This window comes from Saccharibacillus sacchari (assembly GCF_037722395.1).
Taxonomy (GTDB): domain Bacteria; phylum Bacillota; class Bacilli; order Paenibacillales; family Paenibacillaceae; genus Saccharibacillus; species Saccharibacillus sacchari_A.
On sequence record NZ_JBBKAR010000035.1, the window covers coordinates 61671 to 83421 of the forward strand.

At 53.3% G+C, this 21751-nt stretch carries 18 protein-coding genes; 14 read left to right on the plus strand and 4 right to left on the minus strand.

Features of this window, described 5'->3' with window-relative positions; all coding sequences use genetic code 11:
* Positions 1–81: 81 nt before the first annotated feature.
* The gene (locus tag WKI47_RS13810) at positions 82–762 is read right to left on the minus strand and encodes a hypothetical protein (RefSeq protein WP_340227724.1); all 681 of its coding nucleotides are present in this window, start codon (positions 760–762) and stop codon (positions 82–84) included.
* 172 nt (positions 763–934) lie between these two features.
* Here WKI47_RS13810 and WKI47_RS13815 point away from each other — a divergent pair, with 172 nt between their 5' ends.
* Together WKI47_RS13815 and WKI47_RS13820 are read left to right on the plus strand one after the other, a co-directional pair.
* Positions 935–1882: a YafY family protein gene (locus WKI47_RS13815; protein ID WP_340227725.1), complete on the plus strand. Its 948-nt coding sequence runs from the start codon at positions 935–937 to the stop codon at positions 1880–1882.
* 313 nt (positions 1883–2195) lie between these two features.
* Positions 2196–2603: a VOC family protein gene (locus tag WKI47_RS13820; RefSeq protein WP_340227726.1), complete on the plus strand. Its 408-nt coding sequence runs from the start codon at positions 2196–2198 to the stop codon at positions 2601–2603.
* Positions 2604–2942: 339 nt separating this feature from the next.
* On the opposite strand, the gene WKI47_RS13825 is transcribed toward WKI47_RS13820, so the two are convergent.
* A complete protein-coding gene (locus WKI47_RS13825; protein WP_340227728.1) occupies positions 2943–3329 on the minus strand; it encodes a MerR family transcriptional regulator in 387 nt (128 codons plus the stop codon).
* An 82-nt stretch (positions 3330–3411) separates the two neighbouring features.
* On the opposite strand from WKI47_RS13825, the gene WKI47_RS13830 reads away from it, so the two are divergent.
* The 4 genes from WKI47_RS13830 (at position 3412) to WKI47_RS13845 (ending at position 9575) form a co-directional block, all read left to right on the plus strand.
* The gene (locus WKI47_RS13830) at positions 3412–4068 is read left to right on the plus strand and encodes an NAD(P)-dependent oxidoreductase (RefSeq protein ID WP_340227729.1); all 657 of its coding nucleotides are present in this window, start codon (positions 3412–3414) and stop codon (positions 4066–4068) included.
* 106 nt (positions 4069–4174) lie between these two features.
* Positions 4175–7294: an S-layer homology domain-containing protein gene (locus WKI47_RS13835; RefSeq protein WP_340227730.1), complete on the plus strand. Its 3120-nt coding sequence runs from the start codon at positions 4175–4177 to the stop codon at positions 7292–7294.
* Positions 7295–7462: 168 nt separating this feature from the next.
* The gene (locus tag WKI47_RS13840; protein ID WP_340227731.1) at positions 7463–9202 is read left to right on the plus strand and encodes an ABC-F family ATP-binding cassette domain-containing protein; all 1740 of its coding nucleotides are present in this window, start codon (positions 7463–7465) and stop codon (positions 9200–9202) included.
* A gap of 109 nt (positions 9203–9311) precedes the next feature.
* A complete protein-coding gene (locus WKI47_RS13845) occupies positions 9312–9575 on the plus strand; it encodes a hypothetical protein (RefSeq protein WP_340227732.1) in 264 nt (87 codons plus the stop codon).
* Positions 9576–9693: 118 nt separating this feature from the next.
* Here the strand turns inward: WKI47_RS13845 and WKI47_RS13850 are convergent, their stop codons facing one another.
* Positions 9694–10785 (minus strand): GntR family transcriptional regulator, encoded by a 1092-nt coding sequence (locus tag WKI47_RS13850; protein ID WP_340227733.1) that lies wholly within the window; start codon positions 10783–10785, stop codon positions 9694–9696.
* Positions 10786–11324: 539 nt separating this feature from the next.
* Between WKI47_RS13850 and WKI47_RS13855 the strand changes: the two genes are divergently transcribed.
* The 4 genes from WKI47_RS13855 (at position 11325) to WKI47_RS13870 (ending at position 16892) form a co-directional block, all read left to right on the plus strand.
* Positions 11325–12932, plus strand: a complete 1608-nt coding sequence (locus WKI47_RS13855) for an FGGY-family carbohydrate kinase (protein ID WP_340227734.1) — start codon at positions 11325–11327, stop codon at positions 12930–12932.
* Between the two features lie 22 nt (positions 12933–12954).
* A complete protein-coding gene (locus WKI47_RS13860) occupies positions 12955–13650 on the plus strand; it encodes an L-ribulose-5-phosphate 4-epimerase (protein ID WP_340227735.1) in 696 nt (231 codons plus the stop codon).
* Between the two features lie 76 nt (positions 13651–13726).
* Positions 13727–15151 (plus strand): L-arabinose isomerase, encoded by a 1425-nt coding sequence (araA, locus tag WKI47_RS13865; protein ID WP_340227736.1) that lies wholly within the window; start codon positions 13727–13729, stop codon positions 15149–15151.
* Between the two features lie 190 nt (positions 15152–15341).
* On the plus strand, positions 15342–16892 hold the full coding sequence (locus WKI47_RS13870) for an acetylhydrolase (protein WP_340227737.1): 1551 nt from the start codon (positions 15342–15344) through the stop codon (positions 16890–16892).
* 3 nt (positions 16893–16895) lie between these two features.
* Here WKI47_RS13870 and WKI47_RS13875 read toward each other — a convergent pair whose 3' ends face one another.
* Positions 16896–17894 carry a MerR family transcriptional regulator gene (locus tag WKI47_RS13875; RefSeq protein ID WP_340227738.1) on the minus strand — a complete coding sequence of 333 codons (999 nt, stop codon included), beginning with the start codon at positions 17892–17894 and terminating at the stop codon, positions 16896–16898.
* Between the two features lie 153 nt (positions 17895–18047).
* Between WKI47_RS13875 and WKI47_RS13880 the strand changes: the two genes are divergently transcribed.
* From WKI47_RS13880 to WKI47_RS13895, 4 genes are all read left to right on the plus strand, one after another.
* The gene (locus WKI47_RS13880) at positions 18048–18635 is read left to right on the plus strand and encodes a TetR/AcrR family transcriptional regulator (protein ID WP_340227739.1); all 588 of its coding nucleotides are present in this window, start codon (positions 18048–18050) and stop codon (positions 18633–18635) included.
* A gap of 138 nt (positions 18636–18773) precedes the next feature.
* Positions 18774–20186: a DHA2 family efflux MFS transporter permease subunit gene (locus WKI47_RS13885; RefSeq protein WP_340227761.1), complete on the plus strand. Its 1413-nt coding sequence runs from the start codon at positions 18774–18776 to the stop codon at positions 20184–20186.
* A gap of 144 nt (positions 20187–20330) precedes the next feature.
* Positions 20331–20708 (plus strand): VOC family protein, encoded by a 378-nt coding sequence (locus WKI47_RS13890; RefSeq protein ID WP_340227740.1) that lies wholly within the window; start codon positions 20331–20333, stop codon positions 20706–20708.
* Positions 20709–20800: 92 nt separating this feature from the next.
* Complete coding sequence (locus tag WKI47_RS13895; protein ID WP_340227741.1) at positions 20801–21589, plus strand: nitroreductase family protein; 789 nt, start codon at positions 20801–20803, stop codon at positions 21587–21589.
* Positions 21590–21751 lie beyond the last annotated feature (162 nt).

Genomic DNA, 21751 nt, shown 5'->3' on the forward strand with positions numbered 1-21751 from the left:
TCGTATTTCTTCAAAAAACGCAAAGCGCTACTGATAGGATGCTTTCAGCAGCATTTGCTTAAGATGGAACATGATCGTCTATTACATTACTCTATCCGAGTTTTCGATGACCTGCCGTCGGGTCGGCCGATCGTGCTTGCCTAAAAGCTTTTCGCTGACATACACGTTAAAGAAATGAATGATCGGTCCCAATCCGAACATGCACACCAGCGTCCCCAGCCCGATGATGCCGCCGAACAAAAAGCAGACCAGCGCGCAACAAGCATCCGTAAACATGCGGTGCCAGAAGTAGCTGACTCGCGGCAAAGCATCTTTCATCATCAGCGACAAAGCGTCGTAAGGCGCGATGCCGACGTTGGAAGTCTGGTACAGGGACACGCCGAAGCTGCATACCACGACGCCGATCGCGACCGTCACTACGCGCTGCCACAGCAGTTGAGGCTCGACCGCCAACCCGATCCAGATGTCGTAAAAGAACGTCACGAAATAACCCAGAAGAACCGCGTTCACAAGCGTTCCGGCTCCGATAAATCGTCGGCCCCAGATCAGTTGCACCACGAATAAAATCAGGTTGAGCAGGATCAGAAACCGCGCGTACGCGATCCCGCTCGTATCCGCAAGAGCCATGACCATGCCGCTGAACGGATCGTTGCCCAAGCCGGATAGTTTGAAAATGCTGATGCCCATGCCCAAAAAAACATTGCCGATCAGCATAAGGATCAATCGTTTCGGATCGAGTAGCGTGCCGAAGAAACTCTTCATATCCAACCGTCCTATAATCAGATTGTCAAGCGTGCAAGCGTAAACAACGCCGTCATTATAGCACAGTTTGCACAGCGGGACAGTGTCATTTTTTCAACGTTGATGCTTTAGGATAAGAGTTATTCCGTGACGCCGTACGAGATTCATCCGTCAAGACTCGAAAGGAGCGCCCATGAACAAAACAGACCGCCTGCTAGCCCTCATCCTGGAGCTTCAACGCCAACATACGATACGTGCCGAAGATCTGGCGGCGAGCTTCGAAGTCAGCGTGAGAACGATCTATCGCGACGTGCAAGCACTGAGCGAAGCGGGCGTGCCGATCGTCGGGACTACGGGCAACGGTTATTCTTTGATGGAAGGGTATTTTTTGCCGCCGATCAGCTTTACCGTGGAAGAAGCCGCGACGCTGCTGATCGGGACTTCTTTTATCGACCGGCAATTCGACGACGCGTACCGGGATCGGGCGAGCGCGGCCGGCAAAAAGATCGAAGCTCTATTATCCGACAACGTCCGCAGCGAGACTTCGCGTATACGCGGTTCGATGCGCCTGCTTGATCCTTACGATCAGAAGGCTTTGCCACATGAAAAAGAAAACCTGCGTCAAATCCGCCAAGCTTTTTCGGAAGGTCGCAAGATCAGCTTTGATTATTCGAAAAAAAACGCCGATTCCGCCGACAGCGATCCCGGCAGACGAACCGTCGCTCCTTACGGGCTGGTGTTCGTCGAAGGGGCTTGGATGCTGGTCGCCTTTTGCGATCTTCGCCGGGATATTCGTCATTTTCGCTTGTCGCGCATGAAGGAATTGACGCGGTTGGACGAACGGTACGAACTTCCCGCGCAGTTTGATTTACGAGCGTACATCCCTGCGGACGATCGCCGCTTGCGCATCGTTCTTCGATTTCAACCGACGGTTGCCGACGAGGTTGGAAAGTCTGGCTATCCTTATATGGAGGAAACGCACGAAGTTCCGAGCGGGTTGGACGTCGTGCTGCGCGTTCGTCGGCCGGACGAGGTGCTGCGATGGGTGCTGGGCTGGGGAGCGGATGTGACCGTGCTGGAACCGAAGTCTTTTCGGGAACGGATTCGGGAAGAAGCGCAAAAAATGCTGGAACGTTACTGACAGCATGGTGTGAGTAACGTTTCAGCTTATCGAGAAAGTTACGTGTGCGGGGGAAGCGAGAAGACTGCGAGAGAAATTCGTTTCAGTCGCGTGTTGAAATCGAGAAAAGGATTGAAATTTTTAGCGGAATTTTCTCGATTTCAAAGGCGAACGCTAGCGCTCTTACACTGAATTTCTCTCTCCGTCTTCTCGCTTCCAGCTACGTTGGATTTTCTCGATGCGTTAAAACGTTACTGACAGGATGCTGTCAGTAACGTTTTTTTATAATAGGAAAAGTAATGATCCAGTTTCATATTCAGAAAGGATGATCTTCATGAATTTCGCTTCGATACGTATCATCACTCAAGACGTAGACCGTCTTGTCCGTTTTTACGAGCAAGTCACCGGGGTCACCGCAGAGCGGCCTGCGCCTGTGTTCGCTGAATTCGTATTACCGTCCTGCGCGCTTGCGATCGCTCATGTCCAGACTGCGCAATTGTTCGGGGCCGATTCCGTAGAAGCCGCCAGCAACCGTACCGTCATCATCGAGTTTCTGGTCGAAGACGTCGAGGCCGAATATGCGCGGTTGAAGCCGCTTGTCGAGAACTGGGTACAAGCACCGACCACGATGCCGTGGGGCAACCGTTCTTTGCTATTCCGCGATCCCGACGGCAATCTATTGAATCTTTTTACGCCCGTAACGGAAGAAGCGATCCAGCGATTCAACCGCAGATCCCTATAATTCTTTCTATATAGAGTATAGAATCGAGAAAAGCAATGGTCTTTACCCGTCTCAACCCACCGAGAAAGTCTAACGTAACTGGAAGCGAAAAGACGGAGAGAGAAATTTAGTGTAGGTGAAGGCTTTCAAAGAAAGGCTCAACCCGCCGAGAAGGTATAACGTAGCTGGAAGACAGAAGACGGAGAGAGAAATTCAGTGAAGGAGCGATAGCGTTCGCCTTTGAAATCGGGAAAATTCCTTATACAATTCAATTCATTTTCCCGATTTCAACACGCGACCGGAACGAGTTTCTCTCGCAGTCTTCTGTCTTCCCGCGCATACGTAAGTTTCTCGACAGCCTTACGAGCGTTGCTCGATTTTCTCTTTGTTTTTCAAAAACATTAATTTCTCGCTCAACACCCCCTGAATCCGCTCCAACTCCTCGATATTCTCCCGAATCTGCTGCTGGTACCGTTCAAGATACTCCCTGCGCTCCCGCGTTCCGGCTTGCTGCCGACCCACGAATTCGTTGATGCCGATGCCGGTCGTTCGCAGCATTTTAACGATCTTGAGCCAGTCGATCTCCGCTTGCGAATAGTGGCGGTAACGATTGCGGTCCCGGGCGACGGGGCCGAGAACGCCGATCTGCTCGTAATAGCGCAGCGTGTCTTTGGACAGTCCGGTCAGCTCGACGGTTTGTTTCATGGAGTAACCTTCTTTTTCCGAATAGCCTTCTTTTTCGTTCAATGTCGTTCCCCCTTGCTATGGAGTCTACTCCATACTTTACTATGAAGACATCGGAAACGAAATCGGAACAGGAGGGGATCTTATGCAATCTTCCCGATCGAAAATACTGGTGTTGGGCGCGACCGGGCGAACCGGGCGGCATTTCATGTCTTTGGCTTTGGAAAAAGGGCATACCGTCAGAGCGTTGACCCGCGATGCGAGCAAAATGGAGCAGGCAAAGGCGAATCCGCAATGGGTTCAAGGTTCGATCACGGAAGAGCTGGACATGGACGCTTTGCTGCATGGGATCGACGCCGTCGTTATAATGCTCGGAGACGCCAAAAAGCAGCAAGAACAGACGATCAACACTCTTTTTATGCAAAAACTGATCCCCGCGATGCGCAAACACGGCGTTCGGCGTCTTCTGTACCAGGCAGGAGGATTCACCGCCCCTTATCCGCGAAGACTGCCTGTAGTCACCTGGATATTGAAAAACACGGTTGTAAGGCGCGCCGGGCTGCTCGGTCAGCATCGGGACAACGAAGCGGTGATCGAGTATTTGACGCGAGAAGCGCAGGACATCGACTGGATCGTGCACCGGGCCTGCATCGTGTCGGACGGCCTTTCGAAAGGCGCGCTGCAACGGCACCGAACGAAGTTCAGCCTGGCGACGTTCGAAGATTGCGCGGCCTATAACTACATGCTTTTGCAAAACGACTCCGCGATTCATACATGCGATTTGAGCAGGTACGCCAAATAGCCGGTTTTTCGCAGATTCTTTGCCTGATCCCTTATAAGTAGGGCCTTTTCGCACGATAAAGTATAAAGAGAGCTAACCCTATTCATACGGCGAGAGGATCATGCTTATGCGAAAAAAGAAATCGTACACCAGCTTGTTATTAGTCGTTGTGTTATTGTTTTCGCTTCCGCAAATCGCTTTTGCCATGCAAGTTTTCGTCAAAACGACTACGGGCAAAACGATTACGTTAGACGTGGAACCCAGCGATTCGATCGAAAACGTAAAAGCCAAAATCCAGGATAAAGAAGGTATAGACCCGGACGACATGCGGTTGATATTTGCCGGCAAACAGTTGGAGGACGGGCGCACGTTATCCGATTACAATATTCAAAAAGAATCGACGTTGCATCTGGTCGTGAACACGGACTCGAGATGGAAAAACGTAGGCACCGCGGGCCTTTCGTCAGGCATCGCCAGCGATGTATCTTTGGCTATAGATGGCAACGGAATTCCTTACGTGGTTTATCGGGACGAAGCGAACTTCAATAAAGCTACGGTCATGAAAAATGACGGAAGCGGTTGGGCGCCTGTAGGGATCGAAGGATTTTCGGCAGGCGAAGTACAGGAACCGTCGCTGGCGCTAGATAGCAACGGAACTCCGTTTGTCGCCTACGAGGACAATGCGAACGCATCCAAAGCCACCGTGATGAAGTTGGACGGAAGCAGTTGGATACCCGTAGGCACTGCGGGCTTTTCGGCGGACGCGATTAATCATATCGAGATCGCGTTAGATAGCAGCAATACGCCTTATGTAGCTTACAGCGATCTATCGGTCGGCGGAAAAGCCACGGTGATGAGATACGGACCATCCGGCTGGGAAGTCGTGGGGCAAGCAGGCTTTTCGGCAGGCAGCGCTGATAATCTGTCGATCGTGCTCGACGCAAGCGGCGCGCCTTATGTGTGGTTCCGCGATGCGGGCAACGCCGATCAAGCAACGGTCATGAAGTACGACGGAGGAAGCTGGACATTTGTAGGCGCAGCCGGCTTTTCGGCAGTCGGAACTTCGAAGACGGCGCTTGCGTTATCCGCGAGCGGCAATCCTTACGTGGTGTATAGCGACGGGGCAAACTCCGGCAAAGCTACCGTCATGACATACAGCGGCGGCAATTGGGAGCCTGTAGGCAGCGTAGGTTTTTCGGCGGGTTCGGTGGATTACGCGTCGATCGCGCTGGACGGAAGCGGCATCCCTTACGTCGTGTACAGCGATAGTGAAAATCAGCAAAAAGCGACCGTGATGAAGTATAGCGGAACCGGTTGGGAACTCGTCGGCAAACCCGGCTTCTCGGCAGGCGAAGCTTACGGCACTTCGATCGCGCTGGATCGCAAAGGCACGCCTTTTGTCGCATACCAGGATAATCCGAACGGGCAAAAAGCGACCGTGATGACCTTTTATCAAAAGCCGCAATCGATGTATACGGCGAGCGCTTCGGCCGCTTCGCCGATCGTGGGCGTCGGAGCGGATAATACGATCACGCTGACGGTAAAAGATTCGGCGAACGCCACGGACACTTCGTTGAACGGGGCGCGTCAGGTGACGATCTCCGGTTATGCCGCCGCGCCGAACGGATCGTACGGCAGCTTGGGCGGAATAGATTTGACGGAAGGGTCGACGATCGTTAGCGCGATGTTCGTGAACGGCGTAGCCGAAATGAATCTGACGCTGAACCAAGCGGCGGAGCAAAATATCGCGCTGAGCGTGGAAAGCGTGGCAACGCCGCAAACCAATACGCTGAAGATCACGCCTGTGGCGGGAACCGCGGCTTATATGGAACTGACGACGGATCTTGCGGCTCCGACCGTCAACGGAAGCGCGTTCGCTGCGCAACCGGTCATCACGCTGCGCGACGCTTACGGGAATACGAGCACGGGCGATAACGGCACCGTCGTCACCGTCTCGAAAAAGGACGCCGGCGCATGGACGCTGACCGGAACCGTATCCGTAACCGCGAAGGCGGGCGTCGTAACCTTTGCCGATCTGGGAGCGACGAACGATGCGGAAGTGACGGGCATGCAACTGTCGTTCGATGCTGCGGGGTTGACGCCGGTGACAAGTCGCACGGAGCCGCCGGTAACGCTCCCCTGGCCCGGAATCGGCGAGGCGGCTCCGAACCTGGCCGTTGTCGAAGCCGGTGACGGTCGCGTACGGTTGAAATGGAGTGCGGTGCAAAGCTCGGTGACCTATTCCGTGTATCAGGGAACGGCTTCCGGCATCTACGGAGAAGCTATCGCTGCCGTAACCGCAAACGAATACGAGGTCACCGGACTAGCGAACGGCACGACTTATTATTTTGTCGTCAAAGCCGTGAATCCGTCCGGAACAAGCGCAGCGTCCAACGAAGTGACAGCAACGCCGCAAACGCCGTCGGTTCCGGCGGAGCCTTCGCCGACGCAGCCGGTGCCTTCCGTACCTGCGCAAACGCCGGTTATCGCAAATCCGACGGCTCCTGTAGCAACGTCGCCTACGGTAGTCATACCGCCGGTAGTCACGCCTCCGGCAGCAACGCCGACGTTGCCGGCGCAACCGGCGCCTTCAACCGGCCTGTTCCGGACAGGCGTGGTGAATACCGAAGATTTGATCCGAAAAATAACTTCTTTGGCGGCAGCGGCGCAAGCAACCGACGCAAGCGTTGCTTTTGCCGACATGCAAGGACACTGGGCCGAACAGCCGATCCGCACATTTGCTCGATTGCAATGGATTAACGGTTACGCAGACGGCACGTTCAGACCGAACGACAAAGTCACCCGCGCCGAATTCGCTACGGTTCTCGATCGGGCGTTCGATATCCAAGCCGGTAACGCCAATGCGGCGCTGACCGATATCGAAGGCCACTGGGCGCAAAGCGCGATCCGGAACCTGGTATCGACAGGCGTGATCAAAGGCTACGGCGATAACCGTTTCAAGCCGAATCAAACGATTACGCGCGAAGAGATGCTGGTCATGTTGTCGCGCGTCGTAGACCTGGACCATATGGCGAAGGATGGGGAAAAAGGCCGTTTTAACGACCTCGATCATTCTTATGCCGCAGCCGAGATCGTAGCCGGAGCGCAAGCCGGAATCGTGAACGGCAACGGAACCGGAAAGTTCTTTCCGAAAAGCAACGCCACGCGCGCGGAAGTCGTGCAAGCGGTCTGGAACGTGCTGGAATTTGATCCGCAGTTGAAGACCGTATTGGATTCGCTGAATTAAGACAAGCTGCTGCTGTTTGCGGAGGGCTCCCGTGCCGGGGGTCCTCCTTTTGCCGCGAATCAAAACTAACTGTGCAACGCGGCGGCGAAAAACGTATACTGATAACAGCAAAAGCAGCACGTAATCACTAAAATAACCGCCGTAACGGCGTTCCAGAAAGGTAACACCATGATCAAAGTAGAAAATCTCTCGTTCTCTTTTCCGCAAAAAGAACTTTACCAAAATCTCTCGTTCACGCTCGAAGAAGGGCAGCACTGCGCTTTTATCGGTACCAGCGGCAGCGGGAAAAGCACCCTGATCGAAATTCTGTTGGACCCGGAGAAGCATCTGTTCGAAGGGAAGCTGGAGATCGACCCGGAATGCACAATGGGATATGTCAGCCAGTTCTCGCAGGTCGATCCTTCGCGGGAAATGACCGTTTTTGAATATATCGCGCAAGAATTTATCAAGATCCAGGACGAACTCACCGAAATCTATGCCGAAATGGCGAACACGACGGATATGGACGCGCTGATGGAAAAGCTGCAATCGAAGCTGGACGCGTTCGCGGCGATGGACGGGGACAATTTCGAAAATACCATCAACAAACAGCTCAATCTCGCCAATCTGTTGAATCTGAAAGACCTGAACGTCGCTTCCCTGAGCGGCGGCGAGTTCAAGCTCGTTCAAGTCATCAAAGAAATGCTGCTCCGTCCCGATCTGCTGATCATGGACGAGCCGGACGTCTTTTTGGATTTCGAAAACCTGAACGCGCTCAAAAAACTGATCAATTCCCATAAAGGCATGCTGCTCGTCATCACGCACAACCGCTACCTGCTTAACCACTGTTTCAATAAAATCATCCATCTCGAAAACACGGAACTGCAAGAATTCGACGGGCGCTATATCGAATACAACTTCTCGCTGCTTCAGACCAAGATCGAGCTGCAAGAGATCGCGGTGGCCGAAGCCGAAGAGATTGAGCGGTACGACGGCATTATCGACAACCTCAGAGCGATCGCGACGATGAATTCGGAAGCGTCCAGAGGACGTGCGCTCAAAGCCCGGGTGAAGTTCCAGGAAAGGCTGGAAGCGCGCCGTATCAAAGCTCCGTTCGTCGATATCAAACAGCCGGACATGACGTTCGGGTTGGATCGCGAAGTCGAGGATACCCTGGCCGTAAAAGTAGAAAACTACAGCGTCGCTTTTGACGAGCTGTTATTGGAAAACGTGAGCTTCGAGCTGCGATCCACCGACAAAGTCGCGATCATCGGCCCGAACGGCACAGGGAAAACGACGCTGCTGCGGGATATTTTCAAAAATGATCACCCGGCGATCGAAGTCAATCCGGAGATCAAAGTCGCGTATCTGTCCCAGCTTCAAGGCGAGACGCTGAACGATTGTAATACCGTCCTGCACGAGTTCATCGACGCCGGCTTCGACACGTACGACGAAGTCAGAGCGCATCTGATCCACTACGGCTTCGAAGGCGAAATTTTGGAGCAGAAGATCGGATCGTTATCCGGCGGGGAAAAGAACATTCTGCAATTGGCGAAAGTCGCATGCAGCCAAGCCGATCTGCTGCTGCTCGACGAGCCGACCAGCCATTTGGATATCTACACGCAGCTTGCGCTGGACCAAGCCATTCAAGATTACAAAGGCGCCATCCTGATGATTTCCCACGATTTCTATTCGGTCGCGGGCGGCATGGATTACGTGCTGATCATCGACGGCAAGTCGATCCGCCGAATGAGCCTGCGCAAGTTCAGACAGATGATCTACGCCCGCCATTTCGACAAGGACTATCTGCAACTGGAACAAAAGAAAAAGTCCGTAGAGATGCAAATCGAAGTAGCGTTGAAAAACACCGACTTCGAGCGCGCGAAAGTGTTGGCCGAGGAATTGGAAGAGTTGATTAAGCAGCTTTAAACAACTAGTAAAAGGAAATAAACAAAGGCATTGAGGATCAGAACCTCAATGCCTTTTTGATGTACACTTATCAGTCCAACATAAGGAAGAATCGATTCAACATAAGTCAATGGAAGATTTAAAGTCGGAGCAGATTGCCGCCAAAGTCAATAAGAGAAAAAGAGCAACTGCTGCTGAAATGATCGAAGTTATTCTGGAGTTATGCCAAATAAAGGCTCTTGATATCCGAACAATCGCAGTGCTGATTAACAGGGGAGAAGCCACAACGTATAATCATTATGTCATGAAGCTTGTACGAGAAAAAAGATTAGCGAGAATTTACAACAAAGAAAATAGTTTGTGGGTCTATTCTGTAAATAAAGAAGAAATTTGATTCGGTTGTTTACTTATAAAAAAAGCAACTTAAATGTAGAAAAGACTCCTTATGCGGAGTCTTTTCATAGTGAAGCAACAATTCAAAACAAGCTAATAGTCACATATTGGGGGAAGTCTTATTCCACCTCAACCACCTTCACCGTCTCGCCTTCCACCAACACCGGCCGATAATAATTTTTCTCCGGCAAATCCTTTTTCCCTTGCAAACTCTTAATCACCCAATCCGCCGCGTCGCGCCCGAGCTGTTCCTGCGGATGCGTCAGCGTCGTGAGTTGGATATTCGCGTTTTTCGCCATGTACGAATTGTCCTGGCCGACGATCGACAGCTCATCCGGGATCGAAATGCCCAGCTTTTTGCATACATTCACGACTTCCAGCCCGACCTCGTCGTTGTAGCACACCAGCGCTGTCAGTTCGTCCGCATTCTCCGTCAGATACTTTTCCAGATTCGCGGACAACTCCGGCTTGCTGTCCGTATCGAACGAAAGCACATGCTCATGCTGGAACCGCAACTTATCCTCGCCCAGCGCTTTAATGAACCCTTTCATGCGAAACTTCCCTTGCAAATCGTCCATTTTCGCGATAATCCCGATCTGCGTATGCCCTTTGCCGATCAGCTCGCGCGTCGCCAGATAGCTCGATTGCACGTCGTCCAGGCAGAAAAACGGCACTTCCAGTTCCTCGTAGTAAGCGTTAATCATCGTAAAAGGCACGTCTTGTTCTTTAAAAGACAAGTAATACGCGATATTTGGATTGTATACATTGCTGCGCGTCGGCTCCACGATCAGTCCGTCCACCCCGTACGACAGCATCATCTCCAACGCTTTTTTCTCCTGGGCGATATCGTTATTGGTACTGGCAAGCAGCAGCGAATAATTATCCTCGTTCAACCGACTTTCGATCCCGCGAATGATGGAAGGGAAAATGTAATCCGAGATGTACGTCGTGATGACCCCGATCGTTTTATTCGAAGACTTCGCCCCCGACTTCGACCGATACTGACTGCTCACATACGTCCCCGACCCTCTCTCACTCCGCAAAAACCCTTCGTTCGACAGCTCCAACAGCGCTTTCCGAACCGTCTGCCGACTCACGTCGTAACTATCCTGCAACGCCAATTCCGAAGGAATCTTTTCCCCTACCTTATACGTCCCCGACAGAATATGGCTTTTGATCTCTTCTATAATCACTTGATACTTAGGCTTCATCGTAGGTTTCACTTCTTTCGTTTCTTTCATATCTTTCTTGATTTTAAATGAAGTTGTACGTACACATCTTAGCACGAATCCCCCAGTTAGCAAACGCTCCAAAAGATGTACCCTCCAATCTTTTACGGAAAGCCAATGCCGCAGGCGAGGCGCTTTCCCTTTCCTCCCCCTCCCCCATAGGTAGTTCTCCGCCATGAATCCTTTTCGCCGTTGCCCGAGCGCGCCAAGCGGAGGGAGGGATTGAGTGTAGGAGCGATAGCGTTCGCCTTTGACTTGGGGAAGCTTCCTTATTCAAATCCAATCCAGCTTCCCCAAGTCAACACGCGACCGAAACCAATCCCTCCCGCAGCGCCCTAGCTCCAACCTCGAACAGGAACTTCATGTTGGTATAACTACCAAACTGGATTGACAAATGTACGTACAAAAAATATACTAGACTCGTCACTTCATGAAACCGCATACTTTCGATCTTCTCCGCCAAGTTGTCTCATCATCTTCCCGGGAACATCGAAAGCCGTTCGTATAGAAAGGGGACCACTATGATTAGCAGTCAAGCAGACTTGCAAGAAATCATCACCCAGGGGAAAACCGCGCTCGGCATCGAATTCGGATCGACCCGGATCAAAGCCGTTTTGATCGATCCAAGCTTCGACACCATCGCCTCCGGCAGCTACGAATGGGAAAACCAGCTCAAAGACGGCTTCTGGACCTACGACCAGCAAGAAATCATCAAAGGCCTTCAAGCCGCTTACCGCGAAATGAAGCAGGATGTCGCCGACAAATACGGCGTGACGCTACAAACCGTCGGCTCGATCGGCTTTTCCGCCATGATGCACGGTTATATGGCGTTCGATCCACAAGGCGAGCTGCTCGTTCCGTTCCGGACCTGGCGCAACTCCACGACAGGCGCATCGGCCAAAGCGCTGACGGACCTTTTCCAATTCAATATCCCGGAACGCTGGACCATCGCGCATCTGTATCAAGCTATTCTGAATGGCGAAGAGCATGTACCGAATATCGACTTCGTGACCACGCTGGGCGGCTATATCCATTGGCTGTTGACCGGCAGCAAGTACATCGGCATCGGCGACGCTTCCGGCGTTTTCCCGATCGACGAAGCGACGCATGACTACCACCCGGCGATGGTGAAGCAGTTCGACGACCTGATCGCTGCCCGAAATTATCCGTGGACGCTCCGGGCCGTTTTGCCTCAAGTTCTGGTTTCCGGCGAGCAAGCGGGGACATTGACGGCAGAAGGCGCGCGGTTGCTGGACCCGGAAAACGATCTGCAACCCGGCATCCTGCTGTGTCCGCCCGAAGGCGACGCCGGAACGGGCATGGTCGCGACCAACAGCGTCAAAAAGCGCACCGGCAACGTGTCCGTGGGCACGTCCGTGTTCGCCATGATCGTGCTGGAACATGAACTGTCCAAGCTGTACCCGGAGATCGATATGGTGACCACGCCGGACGGCAGTCCGGTCGGCATGGTGCACGCGAACAACTGCTCCAGCGATCTGAACGCCTGGATGGGACTGTTCCGCGAATTCGCGCAGGCGATGGGCTACGAATCCGATTCCGCCAAGTTGTACGGCACGCTGCTGACCAAAGCGCTGGAAGCCGATCCCGACGCGGGCGGTTTGCTGAGTTACGGCTATCTCTCGGGCGAGAATATTACGGGACTTGAGCAAGGCAGACCACTGTTTGTCCGTTCGCCGGAAAGCAACTTCAACCTTGCCAACTTTATGCGCACCCATCTGTTCAGCGCGTTCGGCGCGCTCAAGCTGGGCATGGACATCCTCACCGAGAACGAGAAAGTAGCGATCGACAGCCTGCTCGGCCACGGCGGCCTGTTCAAGACTCCGGTCGTTGGGCAAAAAGCGTTAGCCGCCGCGCTGAACGTGCCGATCTCCGTCATGTCCACGGCGGGCGAAGGCGGAGCCTGGGGCATGGCGCTGCTGGCATCCTACATGACCAATAAGGAACAATCCGAGACTCTGGAACATTTCCTCGGCGAAAAAGTGTTCCGAAACGTTGCGGGCGAAGAAATCGCGCCGGACGCCGCCGATGTCGAAGGTTTCCGCGTATTCATCGAACGTTACCGAGCCGGTCTTGCGATCGAGCAAGCGGCCGTCGACCATTTGAAATAACAAGCAAAAGGAGTGACCTATCATGTTGGAACAACTGAAGCAAGAAGTGTACGAAGCGAATCTGGAACTGCCGAAGCACGGCCTGGTGAAATTCACCTGGGGCAATGCCAGCGCGGTCGATCGGGACAGCGGATTGTTCGTTATCAAGCCGAGCGGCGTCAGCTACGAAGCGATGAAGCCGAGCGATATGGTCGTGGTCGATTTTGACGGCAACGTGGTCGAAGGCGAGATGCGCCCTTCGTCCGATACCGCGACGCACGCCGTGCTATACAAGCATTATCCGCAAATCGGTGGCATCGTGCATACGCATTCGACGTGGGCGACGATCTGGGCGCAAGCGGGACTCGACGTGCCGGTCATGGGAACGACGCACGCCGATACCTTTTACGGAGCCGTGCCTTGCGCGAGATTTTTGACCCAGGACGAGATTGATCGCGGGTACGAAGCGGAGACGGGCAACGTGATCATCGAGACGTTCGACAAGCTCGGCGTGGACGTGCTGGAGATTCCGGCCGTGTTGCTGCAAGGCCATGCGCCGTTCACGTGGGGCAAAGACGTGAAGTCGGCGGTCGTGAACAGCGTCGTACTGGAAGAAGTATGCAAAATGAACCTGTATGCGCGTCAACTGAACAACTTCGCCAAAGAACTGCCGCAAGGCATTTTGGATAAACACTACTTGCGCAAACACGGCAAAGACGCTTATTACGGTCAAAAGTAACGTTTAATCGGATAGGAATATCACGTTCAACCAATGGACATAGCGCTCAAAAATCGACGAAAAGAGGATGATTTGCATGACAGTAGCCGTTGAAAAGCAATTTTGGTTCGTGGTCGGTTCGCAGCATTTGTACGGGGAAGAAGCGTTGGCCGAAGTCAAAGCCCATGCTCAAGAAATGACGGACGCGCTTAACAAAAGCGGCGTGCTGCCTTATCCGCTCGTGCTTCAGGATCTGGCGGTCAGCGCGGACAAAATCACCGAAATCATGAAAGAAGTCAACTACCGCGACGAAGTGGCCGGAATCATCACGTGGATGCACACGTTCTCGCCAGCCAAAATGTGGATTCGCGGCACGAAATTGCTGCAAAAGCCTTTGCTGCATCTGGCGACGCAATACAACGAAAGCATTCCGTGGGCGACGATCGACATGGACTTCATGAACCTGAACCAAGCCGCGCACGGCGACCGCGAATACGGCTTTATCAACGCGCGCCTGAACAAGCAAAACAAAGTCGTCGTCGGCTACTGGGAGCGCCCGGAAGTGCAGCAGCAGATCGCGGACTGGATGGACGTGGCGGTTGCGTATAACGAAAGCTTCAATATCAAAGTGGCTCGTTTCGGCGACAACATGCGCAACGTCGGCGTCACTGAAGGCGATAAGGTAGAAGCTCAGATCCAATTCGGTTGGACGGTGGATTACTACGGCATCGGCGATCTGGTCGAAGTCGTGAACGCCGTGACCGAGCAAGAAATCGACGAGTTGATGGCCGAATACGCGAACCTATACAACTTCGATTACGGCACCTACGAAAAAGAAGCCTGGGAAGCCAGCGTGCGCGTGCAAGCCGGCTACGAGATCGCCCTCAAGCGCTTCCTCGATGCCAAAGGCTATAACGCCTTCACGTCGAACTTCGAAGACCTGCACGGCATGAAGCAGCTTCCGGGTCTTGCCGTTCAACGCCTGATGGCGCAAGGCTACGGCTTCGCGGGCGAAGGCGACTGGAAAACGGCCGCGCTCGACCGTCTGCTGAAAGTGATGAGCCACAACGAAAATACCGGCTTCATGGAAGACTACACGTACGAGATGTCACCGGGCAAAGAAGCGATTCTGCAATCCCATATGTTGGAGGTCGATCCGTCGCTGGCGAGCAACAAACCGACGATCCTCGTTTCCCCGCTGGGCATCGGCGACCGCGAAGATCCGGCTCGCCTCGTGTTCGACGGCAAAGCAGGCGAAGGCGTCGTGGTTTCCATGGCCGACCTCGGCACCCACTACAAGCTGCTCATCAACGAAGTGTCCGCGTTCGAACCGACCGAACCGGCTCCGAACCTTCCGGTCGCACGCGTGCTGTGGAGCGTGAAGCCGAACTTCCAGGACGGCGTAAGAGCCTGGATCGAAAACGGCGGCGGCCACCATACGGTCGTATCGCTGAACCTGACGACCGATCAGATCGTGACCTACGCGAAGCTGGTGAATCTGGAGTACGTCGTAATTAAATAAGGAAACATGAAGGAAAGAAAATAGATCAAAAGAACCGCTTTTCGGCAGATGACCACGTCATTGATCCGGGGCGGTTCTTTTTATTTCGAATATTTCTCCGATCCCCCCTTGAACCTCCGGTTACCGGAGGTCTTAAGATGAATCCGTGGCAAAATATGCCGAACGATTCATTCAGGGAGGTTTTTGCAAGATGAGAGTTTACGAAGGAATCCTGATCGCGGTCACGATTGCAGCGCTGATCGGATCATTGTTTATTTTTAAAAAGTCGCGGTGGATGCTGCGAACAAGCGCTGGCCTCGCCGCTCTTTTGTTCGCCGCACATGCTTTAGTCGAAGGGCTGAGATGGCCGATGCTCCCAGCTTACGCGACGGTCGCTTTACTGTTGCTACTCGAACTCCGGCAAGAGCTTTTCCATTCAAAAATCACCAAGCAGCGTAAAGCGCGTAACGACTCGCAGGCTGCTGAACCCACTTTCCTCATGCACCGATCGCGAACTAAACGTGCAACGACTAAACGTACAACGGTACGTCGCGTACTGTCCGGTGCAGCCATTCTCGTTTACGCAGCCGTCAGTATCGCTTTGCCTGTACTGTTCCCTATTTTCTCTTTCGATACGCCAAAAGGACCTTACGGAATCGGTACCGTATCCTACGCCTGGACCGACGAAGCGAGAGAAGAGACGTTTGCCGCCGGAAAAGGAAGTCCAAGGCAGCTGCGCGTCCAAGTCTGGTACCCGGCTGATCCGAACGCTCAAGGTACAGCTTCCGCTTACGTGCCTGACGCTCAAGTGTACCTGCAAGCTTTTCGCGACATACTGGGCCTGCCGGAGCTTTTGTTCAGCAGTCTCAAAGACGTCCGCACCCATGCGATACAAGCTGCGCCGTTATCTACGGAAGAATCCGCCTATCCCGTGCTGATTTTTTCCCACGGCTTGCATGGTTACGAGAGTCAGAACACCTTTCAGATCGAACGATTGGTGAGCGAAGGCTATATCGTGGTCGGCATCAATCACACTTACAGCAGCCTCGCTTCCGTTTTCCCGGATGGTCAAGTCGCGTTGTTCGATGGTCAGGGCAAGCAAGGATTTGAAGAGCTGCAATTTGATTTTATGGATAATCTGAACAAGATCTGGGTCAAAGACGTCCAATTCGTACTCGACCGACTGGAACGACTGAACGCCAATGATGCCGATCGGCGCTTCACCGGACATCTGGATATGCAGCGGATCGGGATGTTCGGGCACTCCTTCGGCGGCGCGACCACGGTGCAGATGCTGCTGAACGATCCCCGAATCCAGGCAGGCATTAACATGGACGGCGTGTTGTTCGGCGAAGACCGTATCCCCGCAGAAGGCGTCGGCAAGCCGTTTATGATGATGAGCGCGGACAGTACGTTGGCGGGAGCCGAGGCGATGAGCGACGAGCAGATTGCGGCGATGGGCACGACCCGTTCGGAAGCTGAAGAATACTATAAACAAGTCTACGCACGTTATGCACCGGTCACCGCAGACGGCAATACGTGGGTGACGTTGGACGATACGCTGCATTTGAGCTTTTCCGATCTGTTTCTCATGTCTCCGCTGCTGGAATGGACGCAGGGCGTGGATGCCCGGGGCACGCAGCGGCTGGTGAATGCGTTGACGTTGGACTTTTTCGATCATTATTTAAAAGGCCAACCGCTGAATATGCTTAATCAACCCGCTGGGCAATACGAAGGGTATACGTTGCAGCGGGAATCCTGACGTTTATTGCCGGTCTTCGACGAGCACCTTCATGCCCCGCATCAACAGATCCATGCCGCTCGCGATATCGCGCCACTCCGGATTCACGATCGCGCAGAGTTGATTGAAGCGCAAAATGCGTTCGGTCGTAGCGTCCAACAAATGCTGTGCCTGTTTGCGAACAAACACTTCCGGCTGCTTGCGCTGCTCGACATCCGCATACAGCAGCAGAAAATCGGCAGTGAGCTTTTGAACGGCAGCACTTTCGGGTGACCATTGATGCTTAACCGCTTCTTGTGCGCGAATGCGGATCAGCTCCATATAGTGCACCCAATCGTCCGCTTGCAGCCCGGGTTGAAGCGCCATATGCAGAAAAGGCAGCTCGTAGTTCGCCAATTCTTCGAGATATACCGGATCGTTCAGCAAATTTTGCACTTCGCTCCAAGCCTGGGTCTGCCGAGCGGTAAGCTTCGATGTCGGCAGAACGTATCGGTTAAAAAAGTGCAAAAAAGAGTTTTTCCATTCATCCGGCATCTGTTCGAGCAAGCCGATCTCTTGCACTTTGCGGTCGACGAATTGCTGGCGTTTGGATGAATGGGCAGAGCGTGAAGCGACTAATTCTGTCAGATAAGGAGCAGACTCCTGCGAATCGCCTTGCTGCTGCTTCTGCTGGGCTTGTTTTAAAATAGAGAGCATCGAAGACAGCGCGCCGATCTCGACTTCCAATGCTTCGATCTGCAAAAGTAACGCTTTCGGCATAGTGATTTCACCCAAAATGACCTTGCGTATATCGTCGAGACTGAAATTCACGTAGCGCAAAGTTCCGATCAATTCCAGCTTCCACAGGTCATCGGGCGAGTAAAGCCGGTGTCCGCCTTCGCTGCGTGTGGAAGGGCGGAGCAGTCCGATCTCGTCGTAATAGTGGAGCGTTTTGACCGTCGTTTGAACCATCTTGGCCGCTTGGCCGATCGTATAGGTTGTCCGCGGTTGATCTACCGTCATCGTTTTCACCTCGGTTCTCATTATAGCGCGTCCGGTTGTCGGCTTCCGACGAAACCGGATGCTTCTTTTTTTGCGGCTATGTAAACATTTAAACAAAAGCATTGACAAGCATTGGCGGATAAAGATAATGTGTGTAGACCGATTGGTATAATTTTTCGAAGGAAGTGTCTTTTGTTGAGCGAAAAGTCCAATGCTAAAGAGTCGATCGTCAATACGGCAGCCAGACTATTTTTTTCGCAAGGGTATCACGCGACCGGCCTGAATCAGATCATCAAGGAAAGCCAAGCGCCGAAAGGATCGTTATATCATTATTTTCCGCACGGCAAAGAACAACTCGCGCACGTATGTATTCACAAAACGAATGAGCATATTTTGCGAAAGTTCGAAGAAACGTTTGCCGCGCATTCGAATACGGCGGAAGGACTTCAGCAGTTCGTGCGCGATATGGCGGATGAAGCGGAAGCGGCCGGATTTACCGGGTTTATGCCGTTCAGCTTCTGGGCCGCTGTCGAGACGTCGTGCATCAGCAGCGATCTTCGCGCGGATTGCCAAAGCGTATTCGCCGATTGGCAGGTCGTCATTGGCAAGCATTTGGTCATGGACGGCATGAGCGAGGAAAAAGCGCGTACGACTTCGCTGTTGGTGGTGGCGTTGATGGAAGGCGCGCTGATCATCAGCCTGACGAATCAGAGCAAAGAACCGCTGCTTGCGGCAGCCGATCATTTGGCTGCCGTGGCGAAGCATGTACAAGACAGGCCGTAATAGGGATTCAACAGAACGTTCGAGATGTTCGAGGAGGATGGGATTGTGGCAGGTTCGATAAAAGCCGATTCGTTGGAGAATCGGCAAGATAGGCAGCAAGAAACACAGCAGTATAAAGTATTTCCGATTTTGTTCGCGATGCTGCTGAGCGGATTTATCGGGTTGTTCGGGGAGACGGCGCTGAACGTAGCGTTGACCCCGCTCATGTCGATGCTTCAAGTGGGGCCGACGACGATTCAATGGCTGACGACGGGTTATTTGCTCGTATTGGGCATCCTGGTGCCGGTATCGGGCATGCTGCTGCAATGGTTCAGCACGCGGCAGCTATTCACGACGTCGCTGATCTTCTCGATCGCGGGCACGTTCGTGGCCGCAATCGCGCCGAGTTTTGAAATTTTGCTGCTGGCACGCGTGCTTCAAGCCGTTGGTACGGCTTTGCTGCTGCCGCTTATGTTCAATACGATTCTGGTTATTTTCCCGATCGAAAAACGCGGCGCCGCTATGGGATTGATCGGTCTGGTCATCATGTTTGCTCCGGCCAGCGGTCCGAGCATCTCCGGCTTGATCCTGGCGAACCTGAGCTGGCACTGGATTTTCTGGATCTCTCTGCCGTTCTTCGTTATCTCTCTGGTGTGCGGCTTGCTGTTCCTGCCGAATATCTCCAAGCTGACCAAGCCGAAGATCGACGTGCTGTCGATCGTGCTGTCCACGCTCGGCTTCGGCGGCATCGTCTATGGCTTCAGCAGCGCGGGCGGACACGGCGAAGCGGGCAGCGGCTGGACCAGCCCGATCGTGATCGGCACGCTGGCGATCGGCGTATTGTCTTTGCTGTTCTTCAGTATCCGTCAGCTTAAGATGAAGCAGCCTCTGATGGACCTACGGGCGTTCAAATACCCGATGTTCACGCTCGGATTGATCCTGATCTTCATCTCCATGATGATGATGCTGTCTTCCATGCTGATCCTGCCGATGTACTTGCAGCAAGGCATGGCGGTAACGGCGCTGACCGCAGGACTTGTGCTGCTGCCGGGCAGTCTGCTCAACGGCCTGCTGTCTCCGGTCATGGGCCGTCTGTTCGACAAGTTCGGTCCGAAATGGCTGGTTACTATCGGCCTCGCGATCGTGGTTGTCGTCTTGTTCATGTACACGGGCATCAATCCGGCAACGACGCTGGGCACGATCATCACGCTGCATATCTTCATGATGGTCGGTATTTCCATGATCATGATGCCTGCGCAGACCAACGGTCTGAACCAGTTGCCGCGCGAATATTATCCGCACGGCACGGCGATTATGAACACGTTGCAGCAGGTTTCCGGCGCTATCGGAACCGCGGTAGCGGTCAGCATTTTGAGCGCAGGCCAAGCCCGTTTCTTGAGCGGAATCGCGAACCCGGAAAGCCCGGAAAACAAGCTCGCCGGATTCACGTCGGGCGTGCAGGGCGCGTTCGTGTTCGCGATGGTGCTTGCGATCATCGGCTTGATCGTATCGCTGTTCGTGAAGCGCGTCAAAGTTAGCTCGGGAGCGAAAGCGGAAGGTCCGACGCATTAATCGGGTTTCCGTTCCGGCTACCGCTATAGAGAAAAGAGCGACGACTCCTCTGCGGAGAATCGTCGCTCTTTTTGCGTTTTTGCGAAAGCTTCCTGTATATTTTTAGGATAGGTTTTAAAAAATTTAGAGAACGGAGAATGCTGAATGAACCTTACTCTCAATTGGATCACCCTGCGCGTCCGCGATCTCGAAGCGTCGATTGCTTTTTACCATGAAATCCTCGGTCTGCCGATCCAGCGCCGTTTCGAAAGCCGGGGCAAGCAGATCGCCATGCTCGGCAGCGACGGTCAGCCCAAGATTGAATTGATTCAAGCTCCAAGCGACGAACCGACCGTGCAACCGGAAAACGGGGTATCGGTCGGATTCGAAGTAGAGTCGTTGGAAAACGCGATGGAGGAGCTTCGGCATCAAGGCGTTCCGATCGCGCGCGGACCGATTACGCCGAATCCGCGTTTGAGCTTTTTCTACGTGCTGGACCCGGACGGATTCGAGATTCAATTGGCGAAGCATCACGAACTCTAGGATAGAAAACGTTTTAGACTCTTTCCCGAGTCGGTAAACTGGTTTATCATAAGAAGAAAACCAAGCATCGTTTACCGGAAGGGGACCCCATTATGGAATTCAATGACGTGATTCACGGACACCGATCCATTCGCCAATACGAGGATCGCGAAGTCAGCCAAGAAGTTCTGGGCAGAGTGTTGGAAGCGGGGATTCGGGCCTCGTCCAGCGGCAATATGCAGTCTTATTCGATCGTGGTCACGCGGGAAAAGGAACTTCGGCAAAAACTTTACACGCCGCATATGGACCAGTCGATGGTGCTGGACGCGCCGGTGCTGTTGACGTTCTGCGCCGACTTCAACCGGATGCGCAAATGGCTGGAGCTGAACGACGCCCCGGTGCATTTCGACAACTACATGAGCTTTATGATCGGCACGATCGACGCCACTTTGGCTTCGCAGAACTGTGCATTGGCGGCGGAAAACGAAGGGCTCGGCATCTGCTACATGGGCTCGACGCTCGCGAACTGCGACCAGATCGGCGAATTGCTGAATCTGCCGCCGGGCGTGGTTCCTGTGGTCGGCTATTCGCTGGGCTATCCCGCCGAAGCGCCCGCGCTACGCGACCGCCTGCCGCAGCACGGACTCGTCCATTACGAACAGTACCAGGACTACACGGACGAGCAGATCGAAGACATTTATAAAGACCGCAATGAAAAAGGCTGGCAGCGTTACATGGACGTTCCGAAGCTCAAAGCGATGACCGAAGAGCTTGGACTCCAAAACCTGGCTCAAGTGTACACGATCGCCAAGTATACGAAGGAATCGCATCTGGAGTATTCGCAGACGATTCTGAATTATTTGCAAAAGCAGAATTTTATGAACAACGACGATTCGAAGTAACAGCGAACAAAGCGATACCATAGCAAATGCGATCAATCGTTTATGCTTTCAAAACCGGAATCCTCGCGTAAAAGCGGATTCCGGTTTTTGGCATGCCGAACATTTCAAAAGGACGAGAGTGCCTGCCCGCAAGGCGATTGCCAATCTATAGGCGCGCATGAT

Excerpts from the sequence above, each read along its gene's own strand:
- WKI47_RS13810 (WP_340227724.1), bottom strand. The coding sequence starts at position 762 with ATGAAGAGTTTCTTCGGCACGCTACTCGATCCGAAACGATTGATCCTT.
- WKI47_RS13815 (WP_340227725.1), top strand. The coding sequence starts at position 935 with ATGAACAAAACAGACCGCCTGCTAGCCCTCATCCTGGAGCTTCAACGC.
- WKI47_RS13820 (WP_340227726.1), top strand. The coding sequence starts at position 2,196 with ATGAATTTCGCTTCGATACGTATCATCACTCAAGACGTAGACCGTCTT.
- WKI47_RS13830 (WP_340227729.1), top strand. The coding sequence starts at position 3,412 with ATGCAATCTTCCCGATCGAAAATACTGGTGTTGGGCGCGACCGGGCGA.
- WKI47_RS13835 (WP_340227730.1), top strand. The coding sequence starts at position 4,175 with ATGCGAAAAAAGAAATCGTACACCAGCTTGTTATTAGTCGTTGTGTTA.
- WKI47_RS13840 (WP_340227731.1), top strand. The coding sequence starts at position 7,463 with ATGATCAAAGTAGAAAATCTCTCGTTCTCTTTTCCGCAAAAAGAACTT.
- WKI47_RS13845 (WP_340227732.1), top strand. The coding sequence starts at position 9,312 with ATGGAAGATTTAAAGTCGGAGCAGATTGCCGCCAAAGTCAATAAGAGA.
- WKI47_RS13850 (WP_340227733.1), bottom strand. The coding sequence starts at position 10,785 with ATGAAGCCTAAGTATCAAGTGATTATAGAAGAGATCAAAAGCCATATT.
- WKI47_RS13855 (WP_340227734.1), top strand. The coding sequence starts at position 11,325 with ATGATTAGCAGTCAAGCAGACTTGCAAGAAATCATCACCCAGGGGAAA.
- WKI47_RS13860 (WP_340227735.1), top strand. The coding sequence starts at position 12,955 with ATGTTGGAACAACTGAAGCAAGAAGTGTACGAAGCGAATCTGGAACTG.
- araA (WP_340227736.1), top strand. The coding sequence starts at position 13,727 with ATGACAGTAGCCGTTGAAAAGCAATTTTGGTTCGTGGTCGGTTCGCAG.
- WKI47_RS13870 (WP_340227737.1), top strand. The coding sequence starts at position 15,342 with ATGAGAGTTTACGAAGGAATCCTGATCGCGGTCACGATTGCAGCGCTG.
- WKI47_RS13875 (WP_340227738.1), bottom strand. The coding sequence starts at position 17,894 with ATGAGAACCGAGGTGAAAACGATGACGGTAGATCAACCGCGGACAACC.
- WKI47_RS13885 (WP_340227761.1), top strand. The coding sequence starts at position 18,774 with ATGCTGCTGAGCGGATTTATCGGGTTGTTCGGGGAGACGGCGCTGAAC.
- WKI47_RS13890 (WP_340227740.1), top strand. The coding sequence starts at position 20,331 with ATGAACCTTACTCTCAATTGGATCACCCTGCGCGTCCGCGATCTCGAA.
- WKI47_RS13895 (WP_340227741.1), top strand. The coding sequence starts at position 20,801 with ATGGAATTCAATGACGTGATTCACGGACACCGATCCATTCGCCAATAC.